The sequence below is a fragment of the Fusibacter ferrireducens genome, from assembly GCF_015352425.1.
Classification (GTDB): domain Bacteria; phylum Bacillota; class Clostridia; order Peptostreptococcales; family Acidaminobacteraceae; genus Fusibacter_A; species Fusibacter_A ferrireducens.
In genome coordinates, this window is the sequence record NZ_JADKNH010000009.1 from 248,013 (window position 1) to 273,459 (window position 25,447).

The 25,447-nt window shown below is 37.1% G+C and carries 23 protein-coding genes; 9 read left to right on the forward strand and 14 right to left on the reverse strand.

Annotated elements, in window-relative coordinates:
* Nucleotides 1–125: 125 nt before the first annotated feature.
* Both ISU02_RS15805 and ISU02_RS15810 read right to left on the reverse strand, forming a co-directional pair.
* Nucleotides 126–1,721 carry a CTP synthase gene (locus ISU02_RS15805; RefSeq protein ID WP_194702804.1) on the reverse strand — a complete coding sequence of 532 codons (1,596 nt, stop codon included), beginning with the start codon at nt 1,719–1,721 and terminating at the stop codon, nt 126–128.
* Between the two features lie 260 nt (nt 1,722–1,981).
* Nucleotides 1,982–3,904: an S-layer homology domain-containing protein gene (locus ISU02_RS15810; RefSeq protein ID WP_194702805.1), complete on the reverse strand. Its 1,923-nt coding sequence runs from the start codon at nt 3,902–3,904 to the stop codon at nt 1,982–1,984.
* 212 nt (nt 3,905–4,116) lie between these two features.
* Between ISU02_RS15810 and ISU02_RS15815 the strand changes: the two genes are divergently transcribed.
* The 7 genes from ISU02_RS15815 to ISU02_RS15845 all read left to right on the forward strand — a co-directional run bounded on the left by ISU02_RS15815 (nt 4,117) and on the right by ISU02_RS15845 (nt 11,855).
* On the forward strand, nt 4,117–4,875 hold the full coding sequence (locus ISU02_RS15815; protein ID WP_194702806.1) for an alpha/beta fold hydrolase: 759 nt from the start codon (nt 4,117–4,119) through the stop codon (nt 4,873–4,875).
* A 3-nt stretch (nt 4,876–4,878) separates the two neighbouring features.
* On the forward strand, nt 4,879–6,480 hold the full coding sequence (locus tag ISU02_RS15820) for a UDP-N-acetylmuramoyl-tripeptide--D-alanyl-D-alanine ligase (RefSeq protein ID WP_194702807.1): 1,602 nt from the start codon (nt 4,879–4,881) through the stop codon (nt 6,478–6,480).
* 67 nt (nt 6,481–6,547) lie between these two features.
* Nucleotides 6,548–7,714 (forward strand): D-alanine--D-alanine ligase family protein, encoded by a 1,167-nt coding sequence (locus tag ISU02_RS15825; protein ID WP_194702808.1) that lies wholly within the window; start codon nt 6,548–6,550, stop codon nt 7,712–7,714.
* 42 nt (nt 7,715–7,756) lie between these two features.
* A complete protein-coding gene (locus tag ISU02_RS15830) occupies nt 7,757–8,440 on the forward strand; it encodes a response regulator transcription factor (protein ID WP_194702809.1) in 684 nt (227 codons plus the stop codon).
* Nucleotides 8,441–8,445: 5 nt separating this feature from the next.
* Nucleotides 8,446–9,516: a HAMP domain-containing sensor histidine kinase gene (locus tag ISU02_RS15835; RefSeq protein ID WP_194702810.1), complete on the forward strand. Its 1,071-nt coding sequence runs from the start codon at nt 8,446–8,448 to the stop codon at nt 9,514–9,516.
* Nucleotides 9,517–9,531: 15 nt separating this feature from the next.
* The gene (locus ISU02_RS15840) at nt 9,532–11,199 is read left to right on the forward strand and encodes an AMIN-like domain-containing (lipo)protein (protein WP_194702811.1); all 1,668 of its coding nucleotides are present in this window, start codon (nt 9,532–9,534) and stop codon (nt 11,197–11,199) included.
* Nucleotides 11,200–11,393: 194 nt separating this feature from the next.
* On the forward strand, nt 11,394–11,855 hold the full coding sequence (locus ISU02_RS15845; RefSeq protein WP_194702812.1) for a hypothetical protein: 462 nt from the start codon (nt 11,394–11,396) through the stop codon (nt 11,853–11,855).
* Between the two features lie 231 nt (nt 11,856–12,086).
* Here the strand turns inward: ISU02_RS15845 and ISU02_RS15850 are convergent, their stop codons facing one another.
* The 11 genes from ISU02_RS15850 to ISU02_RS15900 form a co-directional block, all read right to left on the reverse strand.
* Nucleotides 12,087–12,317 (reverse strand): hypothetical protein, encoded by a 231-nt coding sequence (locus ISU02_RS15850; protein ID WP_194702813.1) that lies wholly within the window; start codon nt 12,315–12,317, stop codon nt 12,087–12,089.
* A 486-nt stretch (nt 12,318–12,803) separates the two neighbouring features.
* On the reverse strand, nt 12,804–13,823 hold the full coding sequence (locus tag ISU02_RS15855; RefSeq protein WP_194702814.1) for an electron transfer flavoprotein subunit alpha/FixB family protein: 1,020 nt from the start codon (nt 13,821–13,823) through the stop codon (nt 12,804–12,806).
* A 10-nt stretch (nt 13,824–13,833) separates the two neighbouring features.
* Nucleotides 13,834–14,616 carry an electron transfer flavoprotein subunit beta/FixA family protein gene (locus tag ISU02_RS15860; protein WP_194702815.1) on the reverse strand — a complete coding sequence of 261 codons (783 nt, stop codon included), beginning with the start codon at nt 14,614–14,616 and terminating at the stop codon, nt 13,834–13,836.
* Between the two features lie 27 nt (nt 14,617–14,643).
* Nucleotides 14,644–15,783 carry an acyl-CoA dehydrogenase gene (locus ISU02_RS15865; protein ID WP_194702816.1) on the reverse strand — a complete coding sequence of 380 codons (1,140 nt, stop codon included), beginning with the start codon at nt 15,781–15,783 and terminating at the stop codon, nt 14,644–14,646.
* A gap of 168 nt (nt 15,784–15,951) precedes the next feature.
* Nucleotides 15,952–16,335 (reverse strand): hypothetical protein, encoded by a 384-nt coding sequence (locus ISU02_RS15870; RefSeq protein ID WP_194702817.1) that lies wholly within the window; start codon nt 16,333–16,335, stop codon nt 15,952–15,954.
* Entirely contained in the window at nt 16,319–17,086 is a 768-nt protein-coding gene (locus ISU02_RS15875; protein WP_194702818.1) for an ABC transporter permease, read from the reverse strand. Before ISU02_RS15875 ends, ISU02_RS15870 begins: the two co-directional genes overlap by 17 nt.
* Nucleotides 17,061–18,140 carry an ABC transporter substrate-binding protein gene (locus ISU02_RS15880; RefSeq protein WP_194702819.1) on the reverse strand — a complete coding sequence of 360 codons (1,080 nt, stop codon included), beginning with the start codon at nt 18,138–18,140 and terminating at the stop codon, nt 17,061–17,063. The genes ISU02_RS15875 and ISU02_RS15880 overlap by 26 nt, the downstream gene beginning before the upstream one ends.
* Nucleotides 18,137–18,820, reverse strand: coding sequence for an ABC transporter ATP-binding protein (locus ISU02_RS15885; protein ID WP_194702820.1), 684 nt, complete (start codon nt 18,818–18,820; stop codon nt 18,137–18,139). Before ISU02_RS15885 ends, ISU02_RS15880 begins: the two co-directional genes overlap by 4 nt.
* Nucleotides 18,821–18,908: 88 nt before the next feature.
* Nucleotides 18,909–19,415 (reverse strand): class I SAM-dependent methyltransferase, encoded by a 507-nt coding sequence (locus tag ISU02_RS15890; RefSeq protein WP_194702821.1) that lies wholly within the window; start codon nt 19,413–19,415, stop codon nt 18,909–18,911.
* Nucleotides 19,416–19,710: 295 nt separating this feature from the next.
* Nucleotides 19,711–20,190, reverse strand: coding sequence for a hypothetical protein (locus ISU02_RS15895; protein WP_207736355.1), 480 nt, complete (start codon nt 20,188–20,190; stop codon nt 19,711–19,713).
* Nucleotides 20,191–20,204: 14 nt separating this feature from the next.
* Nucleotides 20,205–21,494: an ArsB/NhaD family transporter gene (locus ISU02_RS15900; protein WP_194702822.1), complete on the reverse strand. Its 1,290-nt coding sequence runs from the start codon at nt 21,492–21,494 to the stop codon at nt 20,205–20,207.
* A gap of 280 nt (nt 21,495–21,774) precedes the next feature.
* On the opposite strand from ISU02_RS15900, the gene ISU02_RS15905 reads away from it, so the two are divergent.
* Both ISU02_RS15905 and ISU02_RS15910 read left to right on the forward strand, forming a co-directional pair.
* Nucleotides 21,775–23,253 carry a DUF3298 and DUF4163 domain-containing protein gene (locus ISU02_RS15905; RefSeq protein ID WP_194702823.1) on the forward strand — a complete coding sequence of 493 codons (1,479 nt, stop codon included), beginning with the start codon at nt 21,775–21,777 and terminating at the stop codon, nt 23,251–23,253.
* 374 nt (nt 23,254–23,627) lie between these two features.
* Complete coding sequence (locus ISU02_RS15910) at nt 23,628–24,650, forward strand: calcium/sodium antiporter (RefSeq protein ID WP_194702824.1); 1,023 nt, start codon at nt 23,628–23,630, stop codon at nt 24,648–24,650.
* A 490-nt stretch (nt 24,651–25,140) separates the two neighbouring features.
* Here ISU02_RS15910 and ISU02_RS15915 read toward each other — a convergent pair.
* A partial coding sequence (locus ISU02_RS15915; RefSeq protein WP_194702825.1) for a hypothetical protein occupies nt 25,141–25,447 on the reverse strand: 307 nt, incomplete at its 5' end.

Below are 25,447 nucleotides of genomic sequence, written 5' to 3' on the forward strand. Positions count from 1 at the left end.
CTTAATATTCTGGTACTAAATATTTTTATTTTTGCTGTTCTCATGCAATCTTTTTTTGCATTCGGATTTCAAGGGTAAGGGTAAGACTAAAACAATCTCATCACAATAGGCCTCAATAAACCCAACTAAGCTTTGGCCGCCTTAATAAAATCTCTGAAAAGCGGATGTGATCTCGTTGGTCTCGATTTGAACTCTGGATGGAATTGAACAGCCAAGAACCAAGGATGGTCGGGAAGTTCAACGATCTCAACAAGTCTTTCATCTGGTGATAAGCCCGATAAAATCAAGCCCCTTTCAAGCATTTCTTCTCTATAAGTGTTGTTGAATTCATATCTATGACGATGTCTTTCATAGATCAATTCTTCATTATAAGCTTTAAACGCCAACGTATCTGGCTTGATTTTACAAGGGTATAGACCGAGTCTCATCGTCCCACCCATGTCCTCAACATCCTGTTGCTCAGGCATCAAATCTATGACCGGAACAGGTGTTAAACCATTGAGCTCAGCACTATGTGCTTCCTTATAGCCCAATATATTTCTTGCAAATTCGATAACAGCCATCTGCATCCCCAAACAGATTCCAAAGAATGGAATCTTGTTTTCTCTTGCATATTTAACGGCTTCAATTTTACCTTCAACACCTCTAAAGCCAAAACCACCAGGTACTAAAACACCGTGAGCGCCCTTTAAAAGTTCAGCAACATTTTCAGAAGTAACGGTTTCCGACTGCACCCAATCGATCTCAATGGCAACTTCATTCGCAAGTCCTGCATGTTTTAAAGCTTCAGCCACAGACAAGTATGCATCTTTAAGCTCTACATACTTCCCAACCAGCGCAATTTTCACTGTCTTTGTGAGGTTTTTTTCTATTTCAACAATGCGTTCCCACTCAGAGAATTCTGGTGCTGGACATTCCATTTTGAAGAATTCGCAAACTTTACTCGCCAAACCCTCTTTTTCAAGTGTCATTGGAACAGAGTAAAGTGTTTCCGCATCTAAATTTTGAATGACGTTTTTTGGACTCACGCTACAAAAGAGCGCAATTTTATCTTTCATCTCTTGGGAAATTTCTTTTTCTGTTCTACAAACGATCAAATCTGGCTGAATGCCAATCCCTCTGAGTTCTTTAACGGAATGTTGGGTAGGTTTTGTTTTAATTTCGCCTGCTTTACTTAAGTAAGGGAGTAATGTTAAATGAATGTACATGACATTTTCACGACCTACATCGTACTTCATTTGACGAATCGCCTCTAAAAATGGTAACGATTCAATATCCCCAACTGTTCCTCCAATTTCTGTGATCACGACATCTGCACTTGTCTCTTTAGCAGAACGCGTCAATCTCTCTTTTATTTCATTTGTAATGTGTGGAATCACTTGGATCGTTGCACCCAAATAATCGCCACGTCTCTCTTTAGTAAGCACTGACCAGTATATTTTGCCTGTTGTTACATTGCTATTCTTTGATAAGTTGATGTCGATAAATCTTTCATAATGCCCTAAATCCAAGTCTGTCTCTGCACCATCGTCCGTTACAAAAACCTCTCCATGTTGGTATGGGCTCATTGTCCCTGGATCTACGTTGATATAGGGATCAAATTTTTGGATCGTCACTTTAAGACCTCTCGCTTTTAAAAGTTGCCCTAAAGATGCGGCTGTTATGCCCTTGCCCAACGACGAGACAACGCCTCCTGTTACAAAAATATACTTTGTGCTCATTGATAAACTCCTTTCAAAAATTGGAAAAACTCTATGTCGATCCACACTTTCCAGTGGCCAAGCCTACTTGAGGTCTTAATTTCACAAAAAAAGAGTGAGAGGTCACCCCTTAAGGATGACTAAACACTCTTGTTCCTAAGGCTCAAGTAGCCACCCAAAAGGGTGTCACTATACCGATTCATTTCATAAATCTTAATAATACTTAGATAGTATATCCACAATCGATTTTAAAGTCAACTCTTTTTAATCCAATTTTCGCATCAATTTTTAGTGATCGTAATGGCGTCCGCTTCAAAGATAACTTCCGACAATTTTTTCCCTTTGATGAAAAGTTTATCGCCAATGACATAGTCTGTAATCTTAAGCCCTGATGCCGGTGCAAATCCAACCGTCTTAGTGACGCCGTCATCACTTTTTACAACCAATAAATTGGTCGTAACAAAGACATTGGTCACCGTCCCACTAAATCCAATGACTTCCTTTTCATAACTGAAGTCAATGCGATCAATGCCCTCGGCACCTACGTGCACTCTTACGGTCTGATCTAACTTCAAATCATAGATAGAAAGGGATTCATTACCAATTTCGTCCACAATTTTAGCGGTTTTAGAAACGGCATATTTTTCGATCTTATTGTCTTCTAACTTGATGGCGATCTCAGGTGTTCTGGTGATATGAATTTCTTCTATTGTCCCAACGAGATCTTTCGCTTGTCCAACGTATGAGATATTAGAAACAACACCATAATTAAGCGTCACCTTCACAATATCGTTTTTAGAGAGTACCTTTTCAGAATTTGTAAAGGTAACGGATTTTGTCAATTCTTGCTTGAAAACTAAACCATCTTCTTTTTCCATTTCCAGGGTGGTCGGCGATGCTGGATCTAAAGGTTGTTTAAGCATTCCAGTAAATTGATAGTAATCTGAGTATGCCGTAATGCCCTTAGCATCATAACCATCATAAGATACAATCAGCTTATAGCCCTCTTTTAAATCGAGAACCGTCTTTTGGACGCCATCAATTGTAATCGGTGTCGTGTCATATACCCGTTTAAAATCGAAGGATTTATTGGGCAATTGAATTTTTAAGGATCTGAATTTAATGGATTCTCCCATGGGTTCTGTCACTTGAGAGAACGTCCCTTCAACTTTATCATAGGTCTTATCTAAAACGACAGTTGTAACCACGCCGTTTGTAAGTGACAAATTCACGAAAGCACCCTTTTCAAGGCTATCGAAATTGATCATGGCTTGATCCGCATAAATTTTAGCTTGTTTCAAATCATATACAGTTGTTTTACCAACTGCCTCTTTGACCTCAATCAGTTTTAAGTCACTGAAGACATCTGTAATCGTACCCGTTACTTTAACAGCATCTGAATGATCCTGAGTCCCAGCGTTCGTATCTGAACTGCTTGGAATTGTCGTTTCAGTTCCAGAATTTGTACCCGTAGTGTCCCCTGATGTACTTGGTACAGGTGTTGTATCGCTTTTTATAGCCGTAAAGTAACCATCTGCATACACTGCTAGTACAGATTTATTAATAATGCTCTTAGGGTTAAAATTACCATTGCTATCCCCTTTATTGGAAATGATATCATACTCAATCAAAAGGTTGACATATTTAAGCGCACCTAATGAAATATCAAAGGCATCTTTATATGAAAGCGAAATGATCTTATTCAAGTTTTCATTTTTATAGACATTGAGCGCCTTGCCAAAAAATACAGAAATATCTACTTTTTTAGCTTCTGTGAGCTTGCCATTGCTGACAAAGTATTTTACTTCATCCAGTGTCAGCACTTTATTCTCAAGTGCATATGAAAGTGCTGGATAGACATCCCCTCCATAAGGTGCAAGCATTTTAGGTAAGTTAATCGCCTCTAAATCACTCTCATACTTGCCTGTCAAAGTATTGAGATTGACATCTTTTAAATAACCCGCCGCCTTTGCCGCTCTGTAGAGCACAACAATAGCTTCCACATTAGTTACATTTTCATTGGGCTTAAAGCTGTCATCTTCATTTAAGATCATGATCTCATTTTCGACAACTCTCTGAACGTAATTGTATGCCCAGTGCGAAGATGTTACATCTGTGATGGCCACCATTCCAAAGGATAAATTCCCCACCATTAATAAGATCAACATCATCGCTGTTATTTTAGAAAATATATTTTTAGTCATCATTTACCTCCGAATTTCCATTTATTTTTGTCCATTTTGATTTATTATATCCTTATTATAACATGCGTTTTGAATTTCTTTATTACATTTCAATAACAGTATTAAACAAGTGGCTTATTTCGTCTCTCGTTTTATGGTAAAATGTAGAGTGAAATCATATATCCAAATAGCTTTTAAATAAATTCACACAATGTTTACTGAGGTGTTAAAACATGAGTTTTTACGACTATAAATCTAAAAAGGTCCACTATATACAACGTGGTCACGGTAAATCCGTCCTGATTCTACACGGTTGGGGCACCAGTATTGAAAGTTTCAATCGGATCATTGAAGACCTTTCGGCACATTATCAAGTGACTGCACTTGATTTCCCAGGTTTTGGGTTATCCGATGAACCCATAGAACCATTTTCGCTTTCACAATACACTGAGCTTGTCGAAACTTTTATATCGCATTTGGGACTTAAAAACTTAACTGTCATTGGACATTCCTTTGGCGGTCGAGTTGCCATTAAACTCTCTCCAAAGCATCTATACGATAAGCTTATTTTAGTAAACAGTGCTGGTATTAAGCCAAAGCGGAAACCCAATTACTATTTTAAAGTATACGGTTTCAAAGGGATTAGGAGCCTAGGTAAATTACCGATTTTTTCATATATACTGGCTGAACCCATCAGAGCTTATTCTGAGAAATATTCCAGTCAAGATTATAAACAGGCTTCACCGATGATGAAAATGGTTTTATCCAAGGTCGTCAATGAAGATCTAAAGAGTTATCTACCTCAAATAGCCTCTCCCACACTTATGATCTGGGGAGATCAAGATACGGCAACACCCCTACAAGATGCACAGCTCATGTCATCACTCATTCCCGATGCTGGCCTCGTGGTCTTTGAAGGTGCTGGTCACTTTACGTACTTAGAACAACCCAACCGATTTTTGACCATCATAAAAACTTTTATTGGAGGCTAATCCATGTTCATAGGCATTTTATTAATACTTGTGCTCATCTTTTTAAGATCTAAAGATGACTTGCAAAAATTCCAGCAAAATTCATATCGCATTAAGCGCTATTCAAAATGGCTCACCGGTAAAAACAACACTTTTTTTAAGCCACATGAATGGTTATATGTCCTCGGTGCAATTTTGTTTATTTTTACACCTGTCGTCTACCTTAAGGTACTCGGTTTGTTTTTAATCCTTCTGGACTATTATTTCTTTTGGCTTATTAAATCTGCCACTAAATCAAAGCTCAAACTCAACGTCACCGCACGTGTGAAGCGCATGATGTTCACAAACGCTTTAATCTTGATATTTTTATTTTTAGGTTGGTACTATGCGGCCGATGCCTCAAAAACGATCCTAGAGCTTCTGATTGCAGGTCTTTATCTTGGGTCTTTCCTATTGACGATGATGAGCAATTTAATCAATATGCCCCTTGAAACGCAAATTAATGATTATTACTATAAAGATGCTCAGAAAATCATGGCTAAAAATCCTAATTTGACAGTTATCGGCATCACGGGCAGCTATGGCAAAACCAGCACTAAAAATGTACTCTATCAGATTCTTTCAAAGGATTTTAACGTCTTGATGACCCCTGAGAGCTTTAATACCAAGATGGGCTTAACTCGAACCATAAGAACTTATCTTAAACCCACACATCAAATTCTAATTGCAGAAATGGGTGCAAAAGAAATTGGGGATATTAAAGAACTCTGTGACTTTGTCCATCCTAAAATAGGCATCATCACTTCAATTGGACCTCAGCATCTGGAGACCTTTAAAACCATTGAAAATGTGATTTCAACTAAAGGCGAACTCTTTAAGCACCTCTTGCCAAATGGCACTGCATTTGTCAACGTGGATGATGATCATATTTTAAAATTACCGCATCGTGAGGACTTGAATTATATCCACTTCTCCACAAACACAAATTATGCTGACATGATGCCATTACCTGATTATGCCATAGAAGATGTTCACCTCTCGGGTAAGGGGTCTAGCTTTACACTGGTTCACGTACCCAGCAAGAAAAAAGTACGTCTCAATACCAAACTGCTCGGACGTCATAATCTTGCAAACATCGTTTCTGGCGTAGCTGTCGCTCTTGAACTGGGCGTCTCCATGGAAAGGCTGAACACACTGATCATTGATATTAAACCCGTTGAGCACAGGCTCTCTTATAGGTGCATCAATGATACTTATACTTTACTAGATGATGCCTTTAACTCAAATCCAATTGGATCTAAAATGGCCCTTGAGGTTTTAGAGCGCTTTGAAGGCAACTCTAAGATCATCATTACCCCTGGAATGATTGAACTGGGATCTGAGTCTTTTGCACTCAACAAGAAATTTGGTGAACAGATTGCGAAAGTATGTGATTTTACAATTCTAGTGGGGAAAAAACAAACTGAACCCATTCAAGAAGGTTTAATTGAAAGTCAATATCCTTCTTCCAAACTTTATATCGCAAGTGATCTTTCTGATGCGCTTAGAAAGCTAGATGAAATCGTCTCTAAAGACGATGTCGTTTTAATTGAAAATGATCTACCAGATACATTTAATGAAATTTAGGCTTATGGATTAGCCTTAAAATCCAAATCTGTTTTTTAGGAGAGTATGGGATACCATACAATATCTTATGATTAATATTGGCGTTTTTTTTGGGGGAACCAGTGTGGAACACGAAGTGGCGGTTATCACGGCTCAGCAGGCCATTAGCCAGCTGCTTGAAATGGATCAATACAAAGTCATACCCATCTATATTTCCAAAGATAACAACTGGTACACAGGGGATTACCTATTGGAAATTGAGCATTTTAGAGATTTAAAAAAAGTTATTTCAGAAAGTCATCGTTGTCATGTGGTTAAGGCAGATAAATGTGCCCACCTTATTCATGCAGAAATGAAGCTTTTCAAAAATCCCTATATTTGCGATATAGACATCGCCTTTCCAATCATACATGGCACAGGTGGTGAGGATGGCAATCTTCAAGGTTTTTTAGAACATATGGATATCCCCTATGTGGGATGTAATGTTCTTGCGGCATCGCTGACGATGGATAAAATCGCCTCTAAACTCTTTTTACAGAGCTCTGGCATTCGAGTGGTTGAAGGCGAGTGGTTCTACACACACTACTGGAACCAATACGCTTCATCCATTATAGAAGATCTTGAAAAAAAACTTTCATATCCTATGATTGTCAAACCTGCGGATATCGGTTCAAGTGTGGGTGTCAAAACTGCAAAGACGAGAAGTGCTCTCATTGAAGCCATTGATTTTGCCAAACAGTTTTCAACTAAAATTCTCGTTGAAAAGATGTTGGATGATATGCGTGAAATTAATATTTCAGTTCTTGGAGATAGCGAGAAATTGAAGTTATCCGTTTGTGAAGAACCTCTCTCTGCTTCTGAATTCTTGACTTATGAAGATAAGTACATCAACGAAGCTGGCAGCAAAGGGATGTCTTCCGCAAAGAGGCAAATTCCAGCGCATTTGAGCGAGTCCTTAAAAAATGAAATCGAACACATGGCTGCTGAAGCCTTTATTGCACTGGACTGTGCAGGTGTTTCCCGAATTGACTTTATGATTGATCAAAAAACGAACTTGCCTTATATAAATGAATTCAATACCATTCCCGGATCACTTTCTTTCTATTTGTGGGAAGCAACTCATGTCACTTTTAAACAAATGCTCGAAGAAATGATTGATGCTGCTTACAGAAGCTACCGTCGAAAAAATAATTTAATTCGAGTAAATAGCCTCAATATTCTTTCAAAAGCAGATTTAAGTGGCATCAAAAAATAGATTTTATTTACTTTTAACGATACATTAGGAGGCAATTAAAGCATGGAAAAAATACTCATTGTTGAAGATGATCTTCAAATTCAAACCCTGATTAGAGATTATGTCAATGCTTCTGGATATATTGCTGTCACAGCATCTGATGGTGAAGAAGCCCTTCAGAAATTTGAATCTGAGAAGCCAAATCTCGCTTTACTGGATATCATTGTACCCAAGATCGATGGCTTTGAAGTCTGCCGTAAGATTCGCAACGAATCTAACATTCCAATCATTATGCTCAGTTCAAAAAAGGAAGATACGGATAAGATCTTAGCACTGGGACTTGGCGCAGATGATTACATCGAAAAACCCTTTAGCCCACGTGTGCTCGTTGCAAAAATTCAATCTCAGTTCAGACGCGTCAATGAACTCTCAGGCACCCCTGTCAGCGATACACTTAAAATCAGAGATCTCGAAATTGATATCAAAGCTCGAACAGTTACTGTTAAAGGCATTGACATTCCTTTTTCCGTAAAGGAGTTTGAAATTCTAAATTTTTTAATGGCCAATAAAAATCAAGCACTCTCGCGTGAAAAGATTTTCGATGAAATCTGGGGCTACAACGAATACGGTGATATTAATACGGTTACTGTTCACGTCCGAAAAATTAGAGAAAAAATTGAAAACAACCCGTCAGAACCCGAATACATCGAAACCGTTTGGGGGATTGGCTATAAATTTAAAGGATAGACTTTATGAAATTGCCTAAGATTTCTCTACGATTGAAAATCATTCTTTTTCTTTCTAATATGATTATGTTCACGACTTTTTTTGTCTTTTACATATTCTTTACTTATAAAATCGATAAAATTCACCAAGTGTCTTTGATTAAAAGTCCCTATCTGCTCTTAGCACTGCTCATCACTGTGCTCATCATCTACTTTATGGTTATGATCATGCTGATTACAAAGTACATCTTTGAACCTATTTCTGAGATGCGAAAAGCTGCGGAACAGATTAAAACTGGCAATCTTAATTATCCCATCCAGTACACTGAGGGCAATGAAATCGGAGAATTTTGTAAAGAATTTGATAAGATGAGGGTTAGATTAAAGGATACGATTCTTGAACAACATGAACTTGAAAAAAGGCGAAAGAGACTTATTGCAAGTATTACACATGATTTGAGAACGCCGCTCACTTCAATAAAAGGCTATGTGGAAGCTTTACAAGATGGCATTGTCAAAGATAAGGAGACTTATGACAAGTACCTCGCCACTATTAATGAAAAAGCAGATCTCTTGAATCACTTAATAGATGATCTCTCAGTATATACCAAACAAGAACTGGGAGAGTTTGCCCTCAACATAGAGCGTATCCATTCTGGACGGCTCCTGAACAACTATTTTAATCACAAGCAGTATGATTTCAAATATGCTAATATTGAACTCATTTTAAAGAAACCCTTTATTTCAACTTATATCAATGTAGATCCTTATCGGATGACACAAATACTTGATAATCTTTTGAGCAACGCAAAAAAATATGCTCGTACACAAATTGTCGTATCGACAAAGGTCATTCAATACCATCTCAGAATATCCGTACAGGACGATGGTGAAGGCATCCCAGAGGACTTTATTCAAAACCTCTTCGATCCCTTTTTTATGGTCAATAAGAAAAAAGATCAAAAGGAAAAAGGTGGGTCTGGCCTTGGACTTGCCATTGTCAAACAACTTACAGAAGCTCATGATGGCGAAATAATTGTAGAAAGTGTTCTTGATCAAGGCACTACTTTTACTATTGAAATTCCAATAGATCGATAATCAAAGGAGGTCTCCATGAAATGTCCAAATTGTAGTTTTATGAACCCCGACCAAAGTGTCATGTGTAAAATTTGTGGTTATGAATTTGATAACGCTTCCGCACAAAAAGGCTCTCATAATTCTAATTCTGCCACTCCAAGTGATGATGATTCTGAAATAGAAGTCACTTTTGATACGTTGTTTGGTGTTCGTTCAAATTCACGTAAAATCAAGAATCCTCTAGAGAAATCTAAAGACAAGAGACGTGTATTTGCTGCAAATGATGAAAGTTCTGAACCTTTTGAAGCTGTTGACTCAACCGAGACAGCTGCAGCGTTTGGTGCTCAGAATTTTGACGCTCAGAATACCGATGTTCAAGACATCAACTCAACACATGATTCTAGCAGTCTTGAAAATTCAGCGGATGAAAATTATAACCATCGTCAAGCATCCAGTGTACTCAGACCACATGATCCACCATTGTCTCATCCTGTAGATGAAACCCCTGAACCTTTTGCAGAATCAGATGCCATCGATCAGAACCACGACGCCAATGGGGATATTATTGATATTGAACTCGTTCAAAATGGGGATATTCACAATGACTTTTATGCTTCAGATGAAGCGCTCTTTGAAGAAGATCATAAGACAGATAATCGAAAAATTACAATTATCTTATTGGCAGTAGTGGTTTTATTGATTGCTCTGGTCTTTGCCTTTACCAGCTCAAAATTGAAATTCAATCCATTTGCTTCAGAACCTGCTCCTGAAACACCCGTTGCAGAACCTGTGGACAACACGTCAAATGATCCAAATAGTCCACAGACAAATAACGTTATCCACGCAGATCCAGATGCAACCGTTGAATCTTTCTTTGAAGAATTGCCTGGCTATGTGAACGATAACAATATTTCATTTTCAATGTATTTTAAAACACCCCAATCTGCACTTGAAATTCTAACAGCCTTTAAAAATAAAGGACAGATTGATAAGATTGAATACGATATTTCAAATACGGCGTTGGATGATGAAAAATCTGCCACAATTGATGTGGTCAGTAGCATTGAGCGCACGAATGAAAACAAGCACATCATCAGTCAAGATGAATGGTCATTTAAGCTTTCTCTTGAAGGCGATGTTTGGCTTATTCAAGATTTTTTACTCAACAATCAAGATTCAACAGTTAGCAGTACCTCATCGACTACCAATGCAAATGATTCTACCAGTAACAATACTTCATCTTCTTCGACTTCCAACTCGACCACCACTTCAACACCACCAATAAAACCAACGGGTTTTGTGAAGACAGGCAGTTTCAAGGGAGGCGTCATCACCGATGGTCAGGATATAAATAGTATTCGCTACGGTAATCACGACCAGTTTGAGCGCATTGTCATCGACCTTACGGAGTGGCAAAAGACAAATGCAGATGGCTCTGCAGTCAAAGTCAATGAAGCTTGTCACTATGAGGCCACTATTTCAAGCGATGGCCTTGAAGTACAGGTAGTCTTATCGGGTGTTCGTGCCGCATCTGCTGTTGCACCTATTTTTGCAAAGAGCAGTAATATAGAATCTCTGGGCGTCTACTATCCATCTGATGATTCTACCATTGGTCTATCTGTAAAACTTAAAAAACCAAGCAGTTATAAGGTCTTTTCACTAAAAGAGCCTGGCCGGATTGTCATTGATACAATGCCCAACTGATCATTAGTCTCGCAAGGAACCGCTCTAAAGTAAGTGCCCTATTTGAATTTAAAAGAGCTGATAGAATAACTTCTTAAATATCTGAAGTTACTTTACCAGCTCTTTTTCTTACCTAATTCTAATCCCAAACTAACGCATTTTGCACTTATGCTTGGTAAACTAAGGTTAATAAATTTATATTGGAGGTGTATCGAATGTTGTTCTCATTGATAACCATGGCAATCATAGGCAAGTTGCTCCACGACAAGGGTTATGAAATCGAAAAGCTCATTCCCGCCGTCTTAATTGGAGGGCTAATCGCTTATTTTATCCCAATTGGCGCAATTATAGCATGGCCGTTTAATGTAGTGTTTGGCATCATTGGAGGTCTTATAGGACATATTGGTGGTTTAATTGGATCTATAGTTGGTGGTATCGGTGGTGCTTTTGGTGGCGTCGTAGGTGGCGTTGGTGGCATTATCGGAACAATTCTGGGTATTGTATTTGGAATTATTGGCGTCATAATCGGTATCATTGGCGCGGTTATTGGATTGGCCGTAGGACTCATTGGGCTTATTCTTAGCCTGATCTTTGTATTTATTATCCCAGCAATAATCCTATTTATAATTATCAAAGTCATTCGTTCTGGAGAAAAAATATCTTCTGATCGAAGATAAATTATATTAATTCGCCTTTATTGAAAAGCTGTTTTCTTATAAATTATTGCTTTTCATTTAGATTAGAGTAGGCCTATTGGGCTTGCTCTAATTTCTTAAATCAAATCAAGACTTACATAATTGGCAATAGCACTATTCAAAAAAATAAAATAGACCAATTTATTTTATCAACAATCAGCCTTTATTTGCTCACTCTTAAATTGATGGGTTGCATTTTATTGCGCATCCATATTATGAAGCCAAATCTATGATCTTGTGATCGACCAACTTCACGTAATAGTTCTGGACCTCTTCAACTGTATACTTGGCGTGCTCTGATTCCAACACTTCTTCCACAACATTAGTCATGACAACTTCGCCATAAATATCATAAACGATTTCAGCAGCATGAATAATTTTATTACAAAGTTCCAATTGCTTATTCGTTGCAATCTCCAAAACCTTTATTTCTTCACTTGACATAAAAAGTGCCCCCTCAATGATCTTTTCAAATTTACATCCTGTATTTATGATAGAATGATGTTCTCCCAATAATGTATTTGCTAAGACAGTAGCTACAATCTCAACCTATTATTTAACAACATGATTACTATACCTATATTATCGTCTTTTTGTGTGAAATATCCAGTCTTTTTTGATTAAAATCATGTTAAATCTTCATAAATGATACCTCTTTGAAAGCGATAGGATACCCTCTTGCTAAATACTTTGTATGTCAAAAGCAAATTTCTACATCAAGGTGCACTTTAATGACATGGATTCGCATTGCAGATGCCATTTTAGATATGCGCTTTAAGCTATCTTTTTTTCAAAAAAGGTGCTTGACCTCGACGACATGTCGAACTCAAACACCTTATTGTGTATCATTTTCAAACGGTTTCGCTGTCTATTGTCCATTTGATGCAAGTCCATTCACAGTTCAAAATCATCCATTTTTAGATTTGACTTTTAGTCTTCAATACGTTTTGAATCATTAATTTTCTTAATTTCTTCAATTACAAACGGCAACACTTTATGAACATCGCCAACAATACCAAGATCAGATACATCAAATATCGGTGCACCTTTGTCTTTATTGATTGCAATGATCAAATCTGCTTCTTCCATACCGGCAACATGCTGAATTGCACCTGAAATACCACATGCCAGATAAAGATTTGGTCTAACGGTTTTACCAGTTTGACCGACTTGTCTGTCATGATCCATCCAACCACTATCAACAGCTGCTCTGGAAGCAGAAACCAATCCACTTAATTCATCCGCTAAATCATATAGAAGTGAGAAGTTTTCAGCAGAACCCACGCCTCTACCACCAGAGATCAAAACATTGGATTCTTGAATATCCATTTTTTCTTCTGTTTCTTGTTCAAAAGAAATAACTTCCACGTACTGGCTATTTTTTTCGAATTTCATATCCACATGAACAATTTCGCCTTTTCTTGTTGCATCTCTTTCAAGTTTTGTCATAACACCAGGTCTCACTGTGGACATTTGCGGTCTATGATCTGGTGAAACAATTGTCGCCATAATGTTTCCACCGAAAGCTGGACGCGTCATTAAAAGCATACGATCTTCATCCACTTCAAGAGAGGTACAGTCTGCCGTTAGTCCCGTTTGAAGTCTAGCAGAAATTCTTGGTGCTAGATCTCTACCGATTGAAGTGGCACCAAAGAGTACAACTTCTGGTTTTTCATCATTTATAACTTTCACAAGCGCTTGAGTATAAGGCTCTGTTGTGAAAATTTCCAGTGCTTTATCGTCAACTAGAATAACTTTGTCCGCACCGTATTCTACTAATAATTTAGCATGTTTTTTTGCTTCATAACCAGGTAATACAGCCATCAATGAAACACCAAGTTCATCAGCAATCTTTCTACCCTTGCCAAGAAGTTCAAGTGAAACATTTTGTATTTCGTTAGAGCGTTGTTCTACAAAGACTAGAACACCTCTATAATCATTTAAATTCATAGTATCCCTCCTAAATCACAAACTTTTCCTTTAACTTGTCAACAATTGCTGTTGCAAGTTCCTTAGGTGTTCCCTCAACCACTTTCCCAGCTGATTTAACACCTTTAGTAAACGACTTCTTAACTTTTGTAGGTGATCCCTTAAGACCCATTTTTTCTGGATCTGCTTCGATATTTTCAAATGTCCAAGTTTCAACCTCTAAGTCTCTATGAGCATCTAAAATACCGCGAATACTCATATATCGTGCATCGTTCATTTCAGATAATGTTGTAATTAAGCATGGATACTTAACTTTTACCATTTGGAATCCATCTTCAAAACTTCTTTTGACCACAGCATGATCGCCTTTGTGTTCAAATTTAGACACATAAGAAATCTGTGGTAACTCTAAATGTTCCGCAATTTGCGGTCCCACTTGAGCAGTATCACCATCAATCGCTTGACGACCAGTAATCACTAAGTCAAAATCAAGTTTTTTAAGCGCTGCAGCAATTGTTGTGGACGTCGCTAAAGTATCTGCACCAGCAAAAACTCTATCGGTCAATAAGATAACGCGATCTGCGCCCATTGCATAGGCTTCTTTTAAGGCATTTGTTGCCTGTGGTGGTCCCATTGTAATAACCGTAATGTGCGCACCAAATTCATCTTTCAATCGAAGTGCTGCTTCAAGACCCGCTTTATCATCGGGATTTATAATACTCGGAACACCATCTCTGATGAGTGTCCCTGTTTTAGGATCTAATTTAACTTCGTTCGTATCAGGAACTTGTTTGATACATACAACAATTTTCATTTTCTCGCCTCCAAACATTCAATTCAATTACTTAAGTTCTGCTGAAGAAATAACCATTCTTTGAACTTCACTTGTACCTTCATAGATTTCTGTGATTTTAGCATCACGCATCATTCTCTCTACGGGATACTCTCTTGTGTAGCCGTAACCACCGTGAAGTTGAACCGCTTTTGTTGTTACCTCCATTGCCACTTCAGAGCAAAATAATTTTGCCATAGCCGCATCTTGACTATAAGGTAACTTTTTACCTTTTTTGTCCGCAGCAGAATAGAGCAAGAGTCTTGCCGCTTCAATTTTGGTTTTCATATTCGCGATTTCAAATTGAGTGTTTTGGAATTGAGAAATTGTTCTTCCAAATTGTTTTCTTTCTTTAACGTATTTTACAGTTTCATTATATGCGCCTTGAGCGAGTCCAAGTGCTTGAGCTGCAATACCGATACGACCGCCGTCAAGCGTCATCATTGCAACTTTAAAGCCTTTACCAATCCCGCCGAGCATGTTTTCCACTGGCACTTTACAATCTTCAAAGATGAGCTCACAAGTACTTGAACCTCTGATCCCCATCTTCTTCTCTTTTTTGCCAACACTAAAGCCCTCAAATCCAGATTCTACAATAAACGCAGTTATCCCTTTGAGTCCTTTTGATTTGTCAGTCATCGCTATTACGATGTAAACATCTGCATAGCCTGCATTTGTGATGAAAATTTTACTACCGTTTAAAATGTAGTGATCACCTTCTAAGATCGCTGTAGTCTGTTGACCTGAAGCGTCTGTTCCGGCATTGGGTTCAGTTAAGCCAAAAGCACCAATTTTTTCACCTTTTGCAAGTGGCACGAGGTATTTCTTTTTCTGTTCCTCTGTTCCAAACTCATAAATAGGTGCCGCACATAATGAAGTATGCGCTGATAAAACGACTGATGTTGTGCCACATGCAACCGCAAGTTCTTCAACTAGGTTGATGTACTGAAAATAGTTTCCGCCGGCTCCACCATATTCACGTGGGAATGGAATTCCCATCATGCCTAGAGCTGCCATTTTTTTCACAGTCTCTGCAGGAAACTCTTCGTTCTCGTCGATCTCCGCAGCAATTGGTTCAACTTCGTTCTCTGTAAACTTTCTGAACAAATCGCGCATCATTAGATCTTCACTTGTCATGTTAAATGTCATTTTTCTCCCTCCAATTGTTAATATTTTAACTCTTTAACGCAAAAAAATAAAATCCCCATGACATTATTTTAGCACTCTTACTAAAAAAATGACAGGGAATATCACATTAAAATGTTAATTTTTTTTGAACAACTTCACTTTTTATCATTTGTGAACCTATTTTGTCTTTTAAAATCTAACAAATCGAAAAAGAAGCAGTAATACTAGAATTAAAAAACCTATCCAGGAATAACGTCTAGCTGCCAAAAAATGCATTTTGACACTGTATTTATTTTTATATAAATTTTTATTCTTATAGCCCATCTGCTCATCAAATACGTGATAAAAAGATTTTGGCACATCAATGATTTCTTTCACTTCCTTCGTAATAACAGCTCGGGCTATTTCTGCATCTTTTGCAGGTACCCACAGTTCAAGAGAACCCGCTTCATTTTTCTTCACACGCGTTCGTATCCCATAATGGTTGAGTCTTAGTTCAGAATCAATATAGTCATACTCATCCTTGTATGTTGTTCTTGTTTCGATAATTTCCCATTTATAAAGTCTTTCCATAGGATCTTCCCTTCTTGAATAATGATTTCATTATGAAATCAAGTACCATTGAAAGCACAATAGTAACAAGCGCCCAAGCAAAAACCGTTTCCGTTTGAATGTTTATTTTTGCCATTTGGAAACGAAGACCTATGGATTTTGGTGTTTGACTCAACACCTCTGAGGCAATGACAACTTTAAGTCCAAGTGATGTGATTGCAATTATACTACTTCTTAAATAAGGTAAAATCGAAGGCACATAGATATTTTGGATCATCTTTCTGCGATCGACTTTATAAATTTGTGCCATTTCAACGAGTTTTAAATCCGTTTGTCGATAACCTTCTAAGACATTTGCATAGACAATTGGAAAGGTCACCAAAAAGGTGACGAATATGGGGGAAAGTGCATTGGGCATCCACAAGATCACATAGACAATAATGACAATTGTCGGCAGAGTTCTTGTAATCAACAATAGAGGCTTTAGCAGATACTCTATAAAATGGGATTGACCTGCGATAAATCCAAGCACAAATCCCACCACAACACTCATCCCCACACATACTAGCACCCTTGCAAGTGTCATCACTATTGTGAACAAAAATGATTTATCCCATACGACTTGTATAAGTGCCTTTAAAGATAGCCACGGTGATGGTAAAATATAAGATTTACCAATTACAATGGATACAAGCCACCAAATTGAAACTAAAATTACGGATGATAAAACTGTGAGATAGAGCGCTCTATTTTTTATAGTAGAATCCTTCATCTGGCAATTTGCCTCCTATGGCTTCTGGAGATGCCTCTAGTAAAATATTATAAAACTTTTCCAAACTTTCTCTATGCTCATATGCGTTTTCATGCCAAATATTGAGGCCATCCATTGCCTTCACTATAATAGGCGTAGGTGTTCCAAGTTCAAGATCTTCCGCATAGGCACCTGCTTCTTTTGGGTTTTCATTTACCCATGTACACGATTCTTCCAGATTGGATATGAAAGCATCCACTACTTCTGGATAGGCTTCTACAACTGTATTTTTAACCATTAGACCTGCTTGTGGAAATCCACCCGATATACCTGTTGCCTTTTCAAATTCCTCTTGAAAATCAAATAAAACCGTATAGGGAACATCTTTTGTGCTCACAACAGAAAGAAGTGGTTCTGGCATGATGGTTATTGTCGATTTTCCAGATAGGAACGTAGGTGCTACCTCAGTAGTGCCAGACAAGTAGACGAGATTCATATCTTTATCAGGATCTAGTCCATTTGATTTTGCTAAATGTCTAAAGATTAAATCGGGAATCAGTCCCTGTCCAATCATATAAACATCTTTTCCCTTTAAGTCATCCCATGAAGTAATATCCAAAGTAGTAATCATGTATAAATTGCCATGGGTGTTAATACTTGCAAATTTATAAGGCACGCCCTTATTATAAAGTTTAATTGCCAAATTCGTCGGCACGATTGCAAAATCTGTTTTTTCACCCATGATCTCAGTTGCAAGTAAATCTGTCGCCGTTAAACTCTCGTATTCTACAGTGACATTTTCTTTTAAAACGGGTTGTTCAGAAATCATTTTGAGCATTGCAATCGTTGTTGCACCCTCTGGTGTAATCGCCCTCAAAGTCAATGGTTCTAGTATTGTAGAAGCTTCTTCATTATCTTCTGAAGCAGTAGTTGAGGTCGCCTCAGGGGTAGCTTCAGCTGCCGGTTCTACGGTCTCATTTGCGGTTTTAGGGGCACAAGCGGATAAGCTCATCACCATTATTAAAACCATTAACACTGCCATGCTTTTCTGTATTCTATTCTTCAAATTATTCATATTTCCTCCCAGCACTCTTTTATGCTCTTTCTAATATTAAGTTGTTCTCTCTCTGATACAGCTCTAGGATGTTCAATTGAGATTTCTTTGATAATTCGCGTTGGCTTATCGCCAAGGACCAATATTCGATCCGCCATTAAAATAGCTTCATCAATATCATGTGTGACAAAAACAATAGTGATGGTTCTCTCTTTCCATACCTTGATCAAAGCTTCTATAATTTTTGACTTTAGATAGTAATCGATAGATTTAAAAGGTTCATCCATGAGCAAGAGATCCGGCTCATAGGCAAACGCTCTCGCTATTGCAGCTCTTTGTCTCATACCTCCACTTAACTCCGCAGGATACTTGTTTTCAGCACCTGTCAAACCAAGCATATCAATGAGATGCGTCAGATCATAATCACTGATATCATCTCTGACAAAGAGAATATTTTCCTTGAGGGTTATCCATGGCAATAGCCGATCCTCTTGAAAAACATAACTCAATCGCTCTGCTTCTGATGTGAGTGTGCCCTCTGTCGCTTTGAGTATACCTGACATGATGTTGAGCAGAGTAGACTTACCTGATCCTGATGGCCCCACTACAGATAATATTTCAGAACGCTTCACCTGCATTGAAACGGACTCAAAAATCAACCCATCTCCATAATCTTTAGAAACATTCTCTATTTTTAACACATTTGCCTCCAATGACTTATATATCAACCAAAGAGTCCTTTTGATTTATCACGATTTTAACATAAAAAAAGACATGCCACAACACGTCCTATAAATTACTCACTTTTTTTAATATGTCATTATCCAGTTTGATGATTTCAAAATAGACCAAACTCGGTTGATGTGCTTTGACGACAATGTTTCTATCGATTAGCAAATCATTTTTCTCTATGATATTTGCAATATAGTCCAGTGACCATCTAAAGGGAATCTCTTGCTTCATCAAATATTTGACCTTTAAACTGTTGAGCCAACTTGCAAAAGGTTTTTGATCTTCAAAATTGTAAAAGGAAAGAAACAGTCTGCCATTCTTATGTAGCACTCTCTTCGCCTCCACAATTATACGCTCTGGATCATGCTCGTTATTAAGGGTATCATCAATAATAACCTTATCAATGCTTTCACTTTCTATGTCAAGTATATTGCCACTATTTTTAAAATCATGTGCTTTTAAGGCCCCCTGATAAATACTGATGCCTTTATTTTTCCATTCAAGTATGATATCCGTTGGTGTAAAATTATCAGGGCTCAATGTCCTCATGCGCTTTATTATCATAAATCCCCCTCATTTTCAAAACACAAATCCACACCCTCTAAAATTACCATAGAGCCACTACAAATACAATGCAATACGTATTAAAAAAATAGTAAGTTTTATTCACATTTCAATTTATACTTCTGTTATGCTTTTATATATTGGTTTCTAACTAGTAGGATTTCATAATAGGTTTCTGTAGATGCATAGCATCCTAAATGCAAATGGACCAAGCAAGGTCTCACCGCAAACTGATATCAGTCTAGGGAGAGGCATCGATTGGCCCATCTTGAGTTATCCTTAAAATCGCATATCATTATAAATGTTCTGGATTTTTTTTAAAGTACACACGTGTTGCGGTCTCTTTTGTTTTCTTAATTTCATCATCTATTTGATCCAAGCGTTCCAAGATAAAATTAGTTTCTTCTTTTGGCACATTATAGTATAAAAAGAGATCCTCAAATTTCATCAAAGTTTCATTTAGTCGCTTATTAATTTCAATAAAAGCTTCAATATTATGGCTCTTAACAGCATTTTTAAACTGTTCTAAATCAATTTCAATGATATCAATGGCATCTTGTTCTTTATCAAATTCACGAAGTGCCAAAGGATAAGGTTTTATGCGTTCAAGAAAATATTTACCTTTTTTATTGACGTTGTAACAATAAGCCACATCGAATTCTTCCAGCGGAAAAACGACAAAACACATCTTTGAATTAATGACTTGAACATCTGCGCCCATCTGCCTTAAACGCATACTGTGTTCCATAACTTCTGCATTCATTAACTTTCTCATAAATTCATCCTTCCCTACATATAAAAGATGGTTAGATAGATACTAGAAATAATAATTGATAAAATCATAAGCGGAAAACCCACTTTCATATAATCCATAAAAGAAAGCTTATGTCCATGTCTAGAAAGCATCCCAGAGACGATGACATTTGCCGATGCACCTACAAGTGTTCCATTTCCTCCAAGACATGCTCCAAGTGCAAGCGCCCACCAAAGTGGCCCTATATTCATACCAGACATGACACCCATAGATTTTATCAAAGGAATCATGGTGGCAACAAACGGAATATTATCGAGGAAAGAAGATGCAATTGCAGAAACCCATAACACGAGCAATGTCGACATTAAGAGATCACCTTTTGTTACGGCCAATAGTTTCTCAGCTAAGAATTCCATAACGCCAACATCTTCTAGAGCCCCTACTAAAATAAACAAAGACATAAAGAAAAACAGCGTTGGCCATTCAATTTCAAGAAAGATATCTTCCACATCTACCTTACTGATCAACAACAGTATAGAAGCAAAAAATAATGCTACCGTTGCAGATTCATAGCCCAAAGATTGGTGTAAAATAAATCCTAAAATAGTAAGTCCCAGTACCAGAAGGCTTTTTCTTAATAAAACCACATCTTTTATAGCTCGGTGCTCATCCATTTGTAAAATTTTACGCTTATTGCTGTCTTTACACTCATAGTGCTTTCTAAAAGCAAATTTAAAAACGAGCATTGTCACAATAAAAATAATCACAACAACAGGGGCTAAATTCACAAGAAAATCCAAGAATCCAAGACCAGTTGCACTACCAATCATGATATTCGGAGGGTCCCCAATAAGTGTTGCTGTGCCACCGATATTGGCAATCAATATTTCAGGCACCAAAAATGGCACTGGATTCAGCTCCAATGAATCCGTAATAACAAGTGTTACCGGCACAATAAGCAGTATTGTTGTGACATTATCCAATAGTGCAGACGAAACTGCCGTAATGATCGAAAAGGCAACCAAAATCTTCCAAGGGTCCCCCTTTGCCTTTTTTGCAGCCTTTATTGCAACATATTCAAAAACGCCACTCTTTTTCATGATGTTAACGATAATCATCATGCCAACAAGTAGCCCTATGGTATTAAAATCAATATGGGAAATCGCCCTCTCTTGAGCTTCCACGTTTAAAATGAGCATTAAAAATGCCCCCACCATTGCTACTGCCGTACGATTCAATTTTTCAGACATAATAATGAGATATGTAACTGAAAAAACCCCTATTGCCACTATTAACTGATTTTGAAACACTACACACACTTCCATTTATTTTATTTTCTTGCTTCTTATTGACCCTAAATCTTATCGACACGAATTCTTATTAACCCTAATAGAATAAAAGCAAGACATATCTATGTTACGCCTAACCTTTTTAAAAATCAAGCCATTCTATAAGTTTTTTAATGTAAAAAACTTATTTTTTAAAAAGAATTTTAAATAGAACTCTATTTTTTAAAATTTTACACAAAGTAGACACATTAGTGTATTATAATAAAATGTACTTAAGTGAATATTAAAACTTATTTGTAAGGAGACCCTATTTTACATGAAAAAATACAAATTTATCCCTATAATTGTTCTCTTGGCATTCTTAGTAACATCATGTAGCGCCCAATCCGATATACCTGGAGAAATAACAACCCATGTTGAAAATTCAAATGTTAAAGCAGATGCAGTCCAACCGAAAATCAATGATTACACGGAGCCAATGCTTGCATTTTCCACAGTGGCAAATACAATAGATGAAACTTATCTGGACTACTCGGAGTCATATGAACTGATCAGCAATTTGGAAAACGCCAAAATTCGAACAAACATCAATCAGTCTATTGAATCCGTTATCCATAAGTCCAAAAACAACACGCTTCAAATCGAACGTTCACTCTATGATGCATCTAGTAATGCACCACTCCAAATGAAAGTTACTGGAAAGCCACTTTATTTTGACAATCAAGTTTTAAGCTATGAGATTGTATTTAAGACCCTCACTGCTGGAGATGAGGAAAGTAACAGCTACGTTTTTTTGAATTATGATCTTGCATCTGGTCAGTCCATAAAGCTTAAAGATCTACTGCCTCTAGATCAGTTTTATTCACAGATGGAGGCAACACACTCTGAATCATTTGATGAGCCCTTTAACAAAAACACTATCAGCATCTATAACCTCAATGAATCCTTCTATTTTTCTGATAAAAATAGCGCAGTGTTTTTTATACGGCCATTTGAATTATCTGATAAGCAAAAACAATCTATAAAGATGCCATTGACAGGTATCCAATATGATCCATCCAAAAAATTGATCATTGGAGCTGCGACAATCAACAAGGAACACATTGAAAATACAGATTTTTATGACGTTTTCTTCTCTTACCCCTATTTTGAAGGCACCGATGGCGACTATTCAAAAATAAATCAGGTTATAGAACAACATGTGAATGAGCTCTACGATTACGGCACTAACATGGCCATTCTAGATCATCAAGTTGTAGAACCTCCGGCTCTTAACGATCTGGACAACAACATTACTTCCCCTGACCTAGACTCTGTGGAAACAAGTGATCCAGAAAGTACAAATGTTCCTGACGCTACAGAATCCATTGATTCTAGTGCATCGGAATTTGACTTGCCGATCTATTGGTACAATTTAAGTTACAATATCTATACCAATAATGAAAAAATTTTGAGTTTTGGTCTTTATGACTATCAATATACGGGTGGTGCACATGGTTTATCTTCTGGAAATTTCTATTCGTATGATTTAGAGCTTGGCAAACAAATTGAAATCAAAGATCTCTTTGAACCCAAATTTGATTACATCACTTATATAAACGACTGTATTTACCGGAAAATTGACCAAGAAGTTAAAAATGATCCTGATAGCAATTATGCTTACTATGATTTTAATGGTATTGATGAAAATATAAAATTTTATATTGAAGACAATGAGCTGGTTATATTCTTTGATCAGTATGAAATTGCACCTTATGCAGCAGGTACACCAACTTTTAAAATTTCTTTACCCTAGAATTTTACTGCATTCTACTCTTAATATTGATAAAACAAGAAAAAATTTCCGTTGACTTTTATCTTAAAACGTGTAAAATTATATCAGATAGAGGGAGTAACTGCCATTCGTGGAATTTAAGTCGTCAGAACGGATTAACAATCCCGGCTTAAATGATGTAAAAGTCGTGTGAGACTCTACAATTATGAACAATAATTGTAGAGTCTTTTTTTATGAATTTATCTTTTCCGCGTTCTGGTTTTGTGAATTTTGGTTTTGTAAATTCTAGTAACGCCAGTCCCACAATGCCTCATGAATCAACACCCTAATGCACTGCATTACTCCCAAAACAAATTTTGTTGTTCAATTTATTGTTCATCAGAAAGGTTGATTATATGGAAAATTGGTTTTCAACAGTATTGCTTAGCTTAGCAACACCACTTATTTTTATCATTGCCGCTGTGAGCTTATACACCTTAGGTAAAGGTGCGGACATTTTAGTCGACGAATCCGTTGGCATCTCTAAAAAGTTAGGTATCCCAAAAGCCATTATTGGCGCCACTATTGTATCACTTGGAACCACGCTCCCTGAAGCATCAGTCTCTGTCATGGCTGCACTTAAAGGCAATCCCGATTTAGCCCTTGGCAATGCTGTAGGTTCTATCATCGTAGATACAGGACTGATCATAGGTATTGCAAGCATCATACAGCCTATTATTGTAGATTATAAAGCTATAAAAATCCAAAGCTGGATCCAAATTTTATCTGGATTTCTCCTTGTATTTTTGAGTTTACCCTTTGTTTCAGGAGGCACAATTCATCAATGGATGGGCATATTACTTGTTATACTGCTTATAACCTATCTTTTTTGGTCATTAAAACACTCTAAAAAAAATATGCTCAATGTTGATGAACCCGACCTCCCCGAAGATCCTCTTGAACATCCATCTGCCGAGGCACAAAATCCGGTATTACAACTTCTATTGCTCATTTTTGGTATCGCACTCATTATCGTTTCTTCCAAAGTACTCATTCCTTCTGTGGAAATTATAGCCACAAGAATCGGTATTCCACAAAGTATTATTGCTGCAACAATGGTCGCATTCGGTACAAGTCTTCCTGAACTTACAACTGCAATCAAAGCTGTTAGAAAAGGACATGGAGATTTAGCTATTGGGAATATCATCGGTGCAGACATCTTAAATGTCCTTTTTGTAGTGGGTGCTTCTGCTTCATTTACTTCTAAAGGCCTTCACGTACCCAATAGTTTCTTTTCACTTCAATATCCAGCTTTAATCATAATTCTTTCTCTCTTTAGATTTATGACATTAAGTCGAGAACGTAAAATCACAAGATTCAAGGGTAGCCTATTACTTATAGCTTATTGCATTTATTTAGGTCTTAACTATCTGATCTAAATTTAGGCCCAACTGATCCTGAATTTTATGACACCACAATATAAGATGAGATATACTATTTTAAAAAAGGTATCCATGACAACGTTTATTTAAACGACTCTCATAGATACCTTTTCTATTTTTTGACTCACTCAAGGATAAATTCACTTATTGTAATCTGATGGATTAGATAAATTCTTTTATGTACGCTATACAGTTTTTACAAATATGTGTTCCCTTGTAAACCACTAACTCTTCTTTTTCTCTACAAATTTTACATACTGGTACTTTGGTTGCCGTTTTCATTTTTAAATCTCCTTTCAAATTTTGGTCTAATTGTTTTAAAATTCCTTTTTACTTTCTTCATAATTATATTACAAAATAATAATTTATGCAATATAATTGTAAAATAAATGTATTTTTTTTATATTGAATTTGATATTTCTCTATTATTTCATGTTCATTTCAAGATTTTATACTCATTTTATATTGTAGAGGGCCTTGCAGCCCTCTATTGTCCCCTCTCAGAAATATTCCCCCTAACTGGCTCAATGTACAAAAGGTCATAGATATTGCCTGTAATGTCGATGTCATCTATCTCCATTTGGATTAACCCCTCTGTGGTGTAATCCCCATGCCAGTCCACACCTTTGGGAATCACATATAGTGTCGCTTTATAACTTGGCTTTAACCGTTTATTCTCATAGCTCTGTGTGGAATCTGCATAAGGCAAGGCATATTCAGACTGCCAGAGCACACCTTCTGCGGTTTGCTTTACACGTTTTAGATGTATGGGAAAGTAAACTCTCTTATGAAAA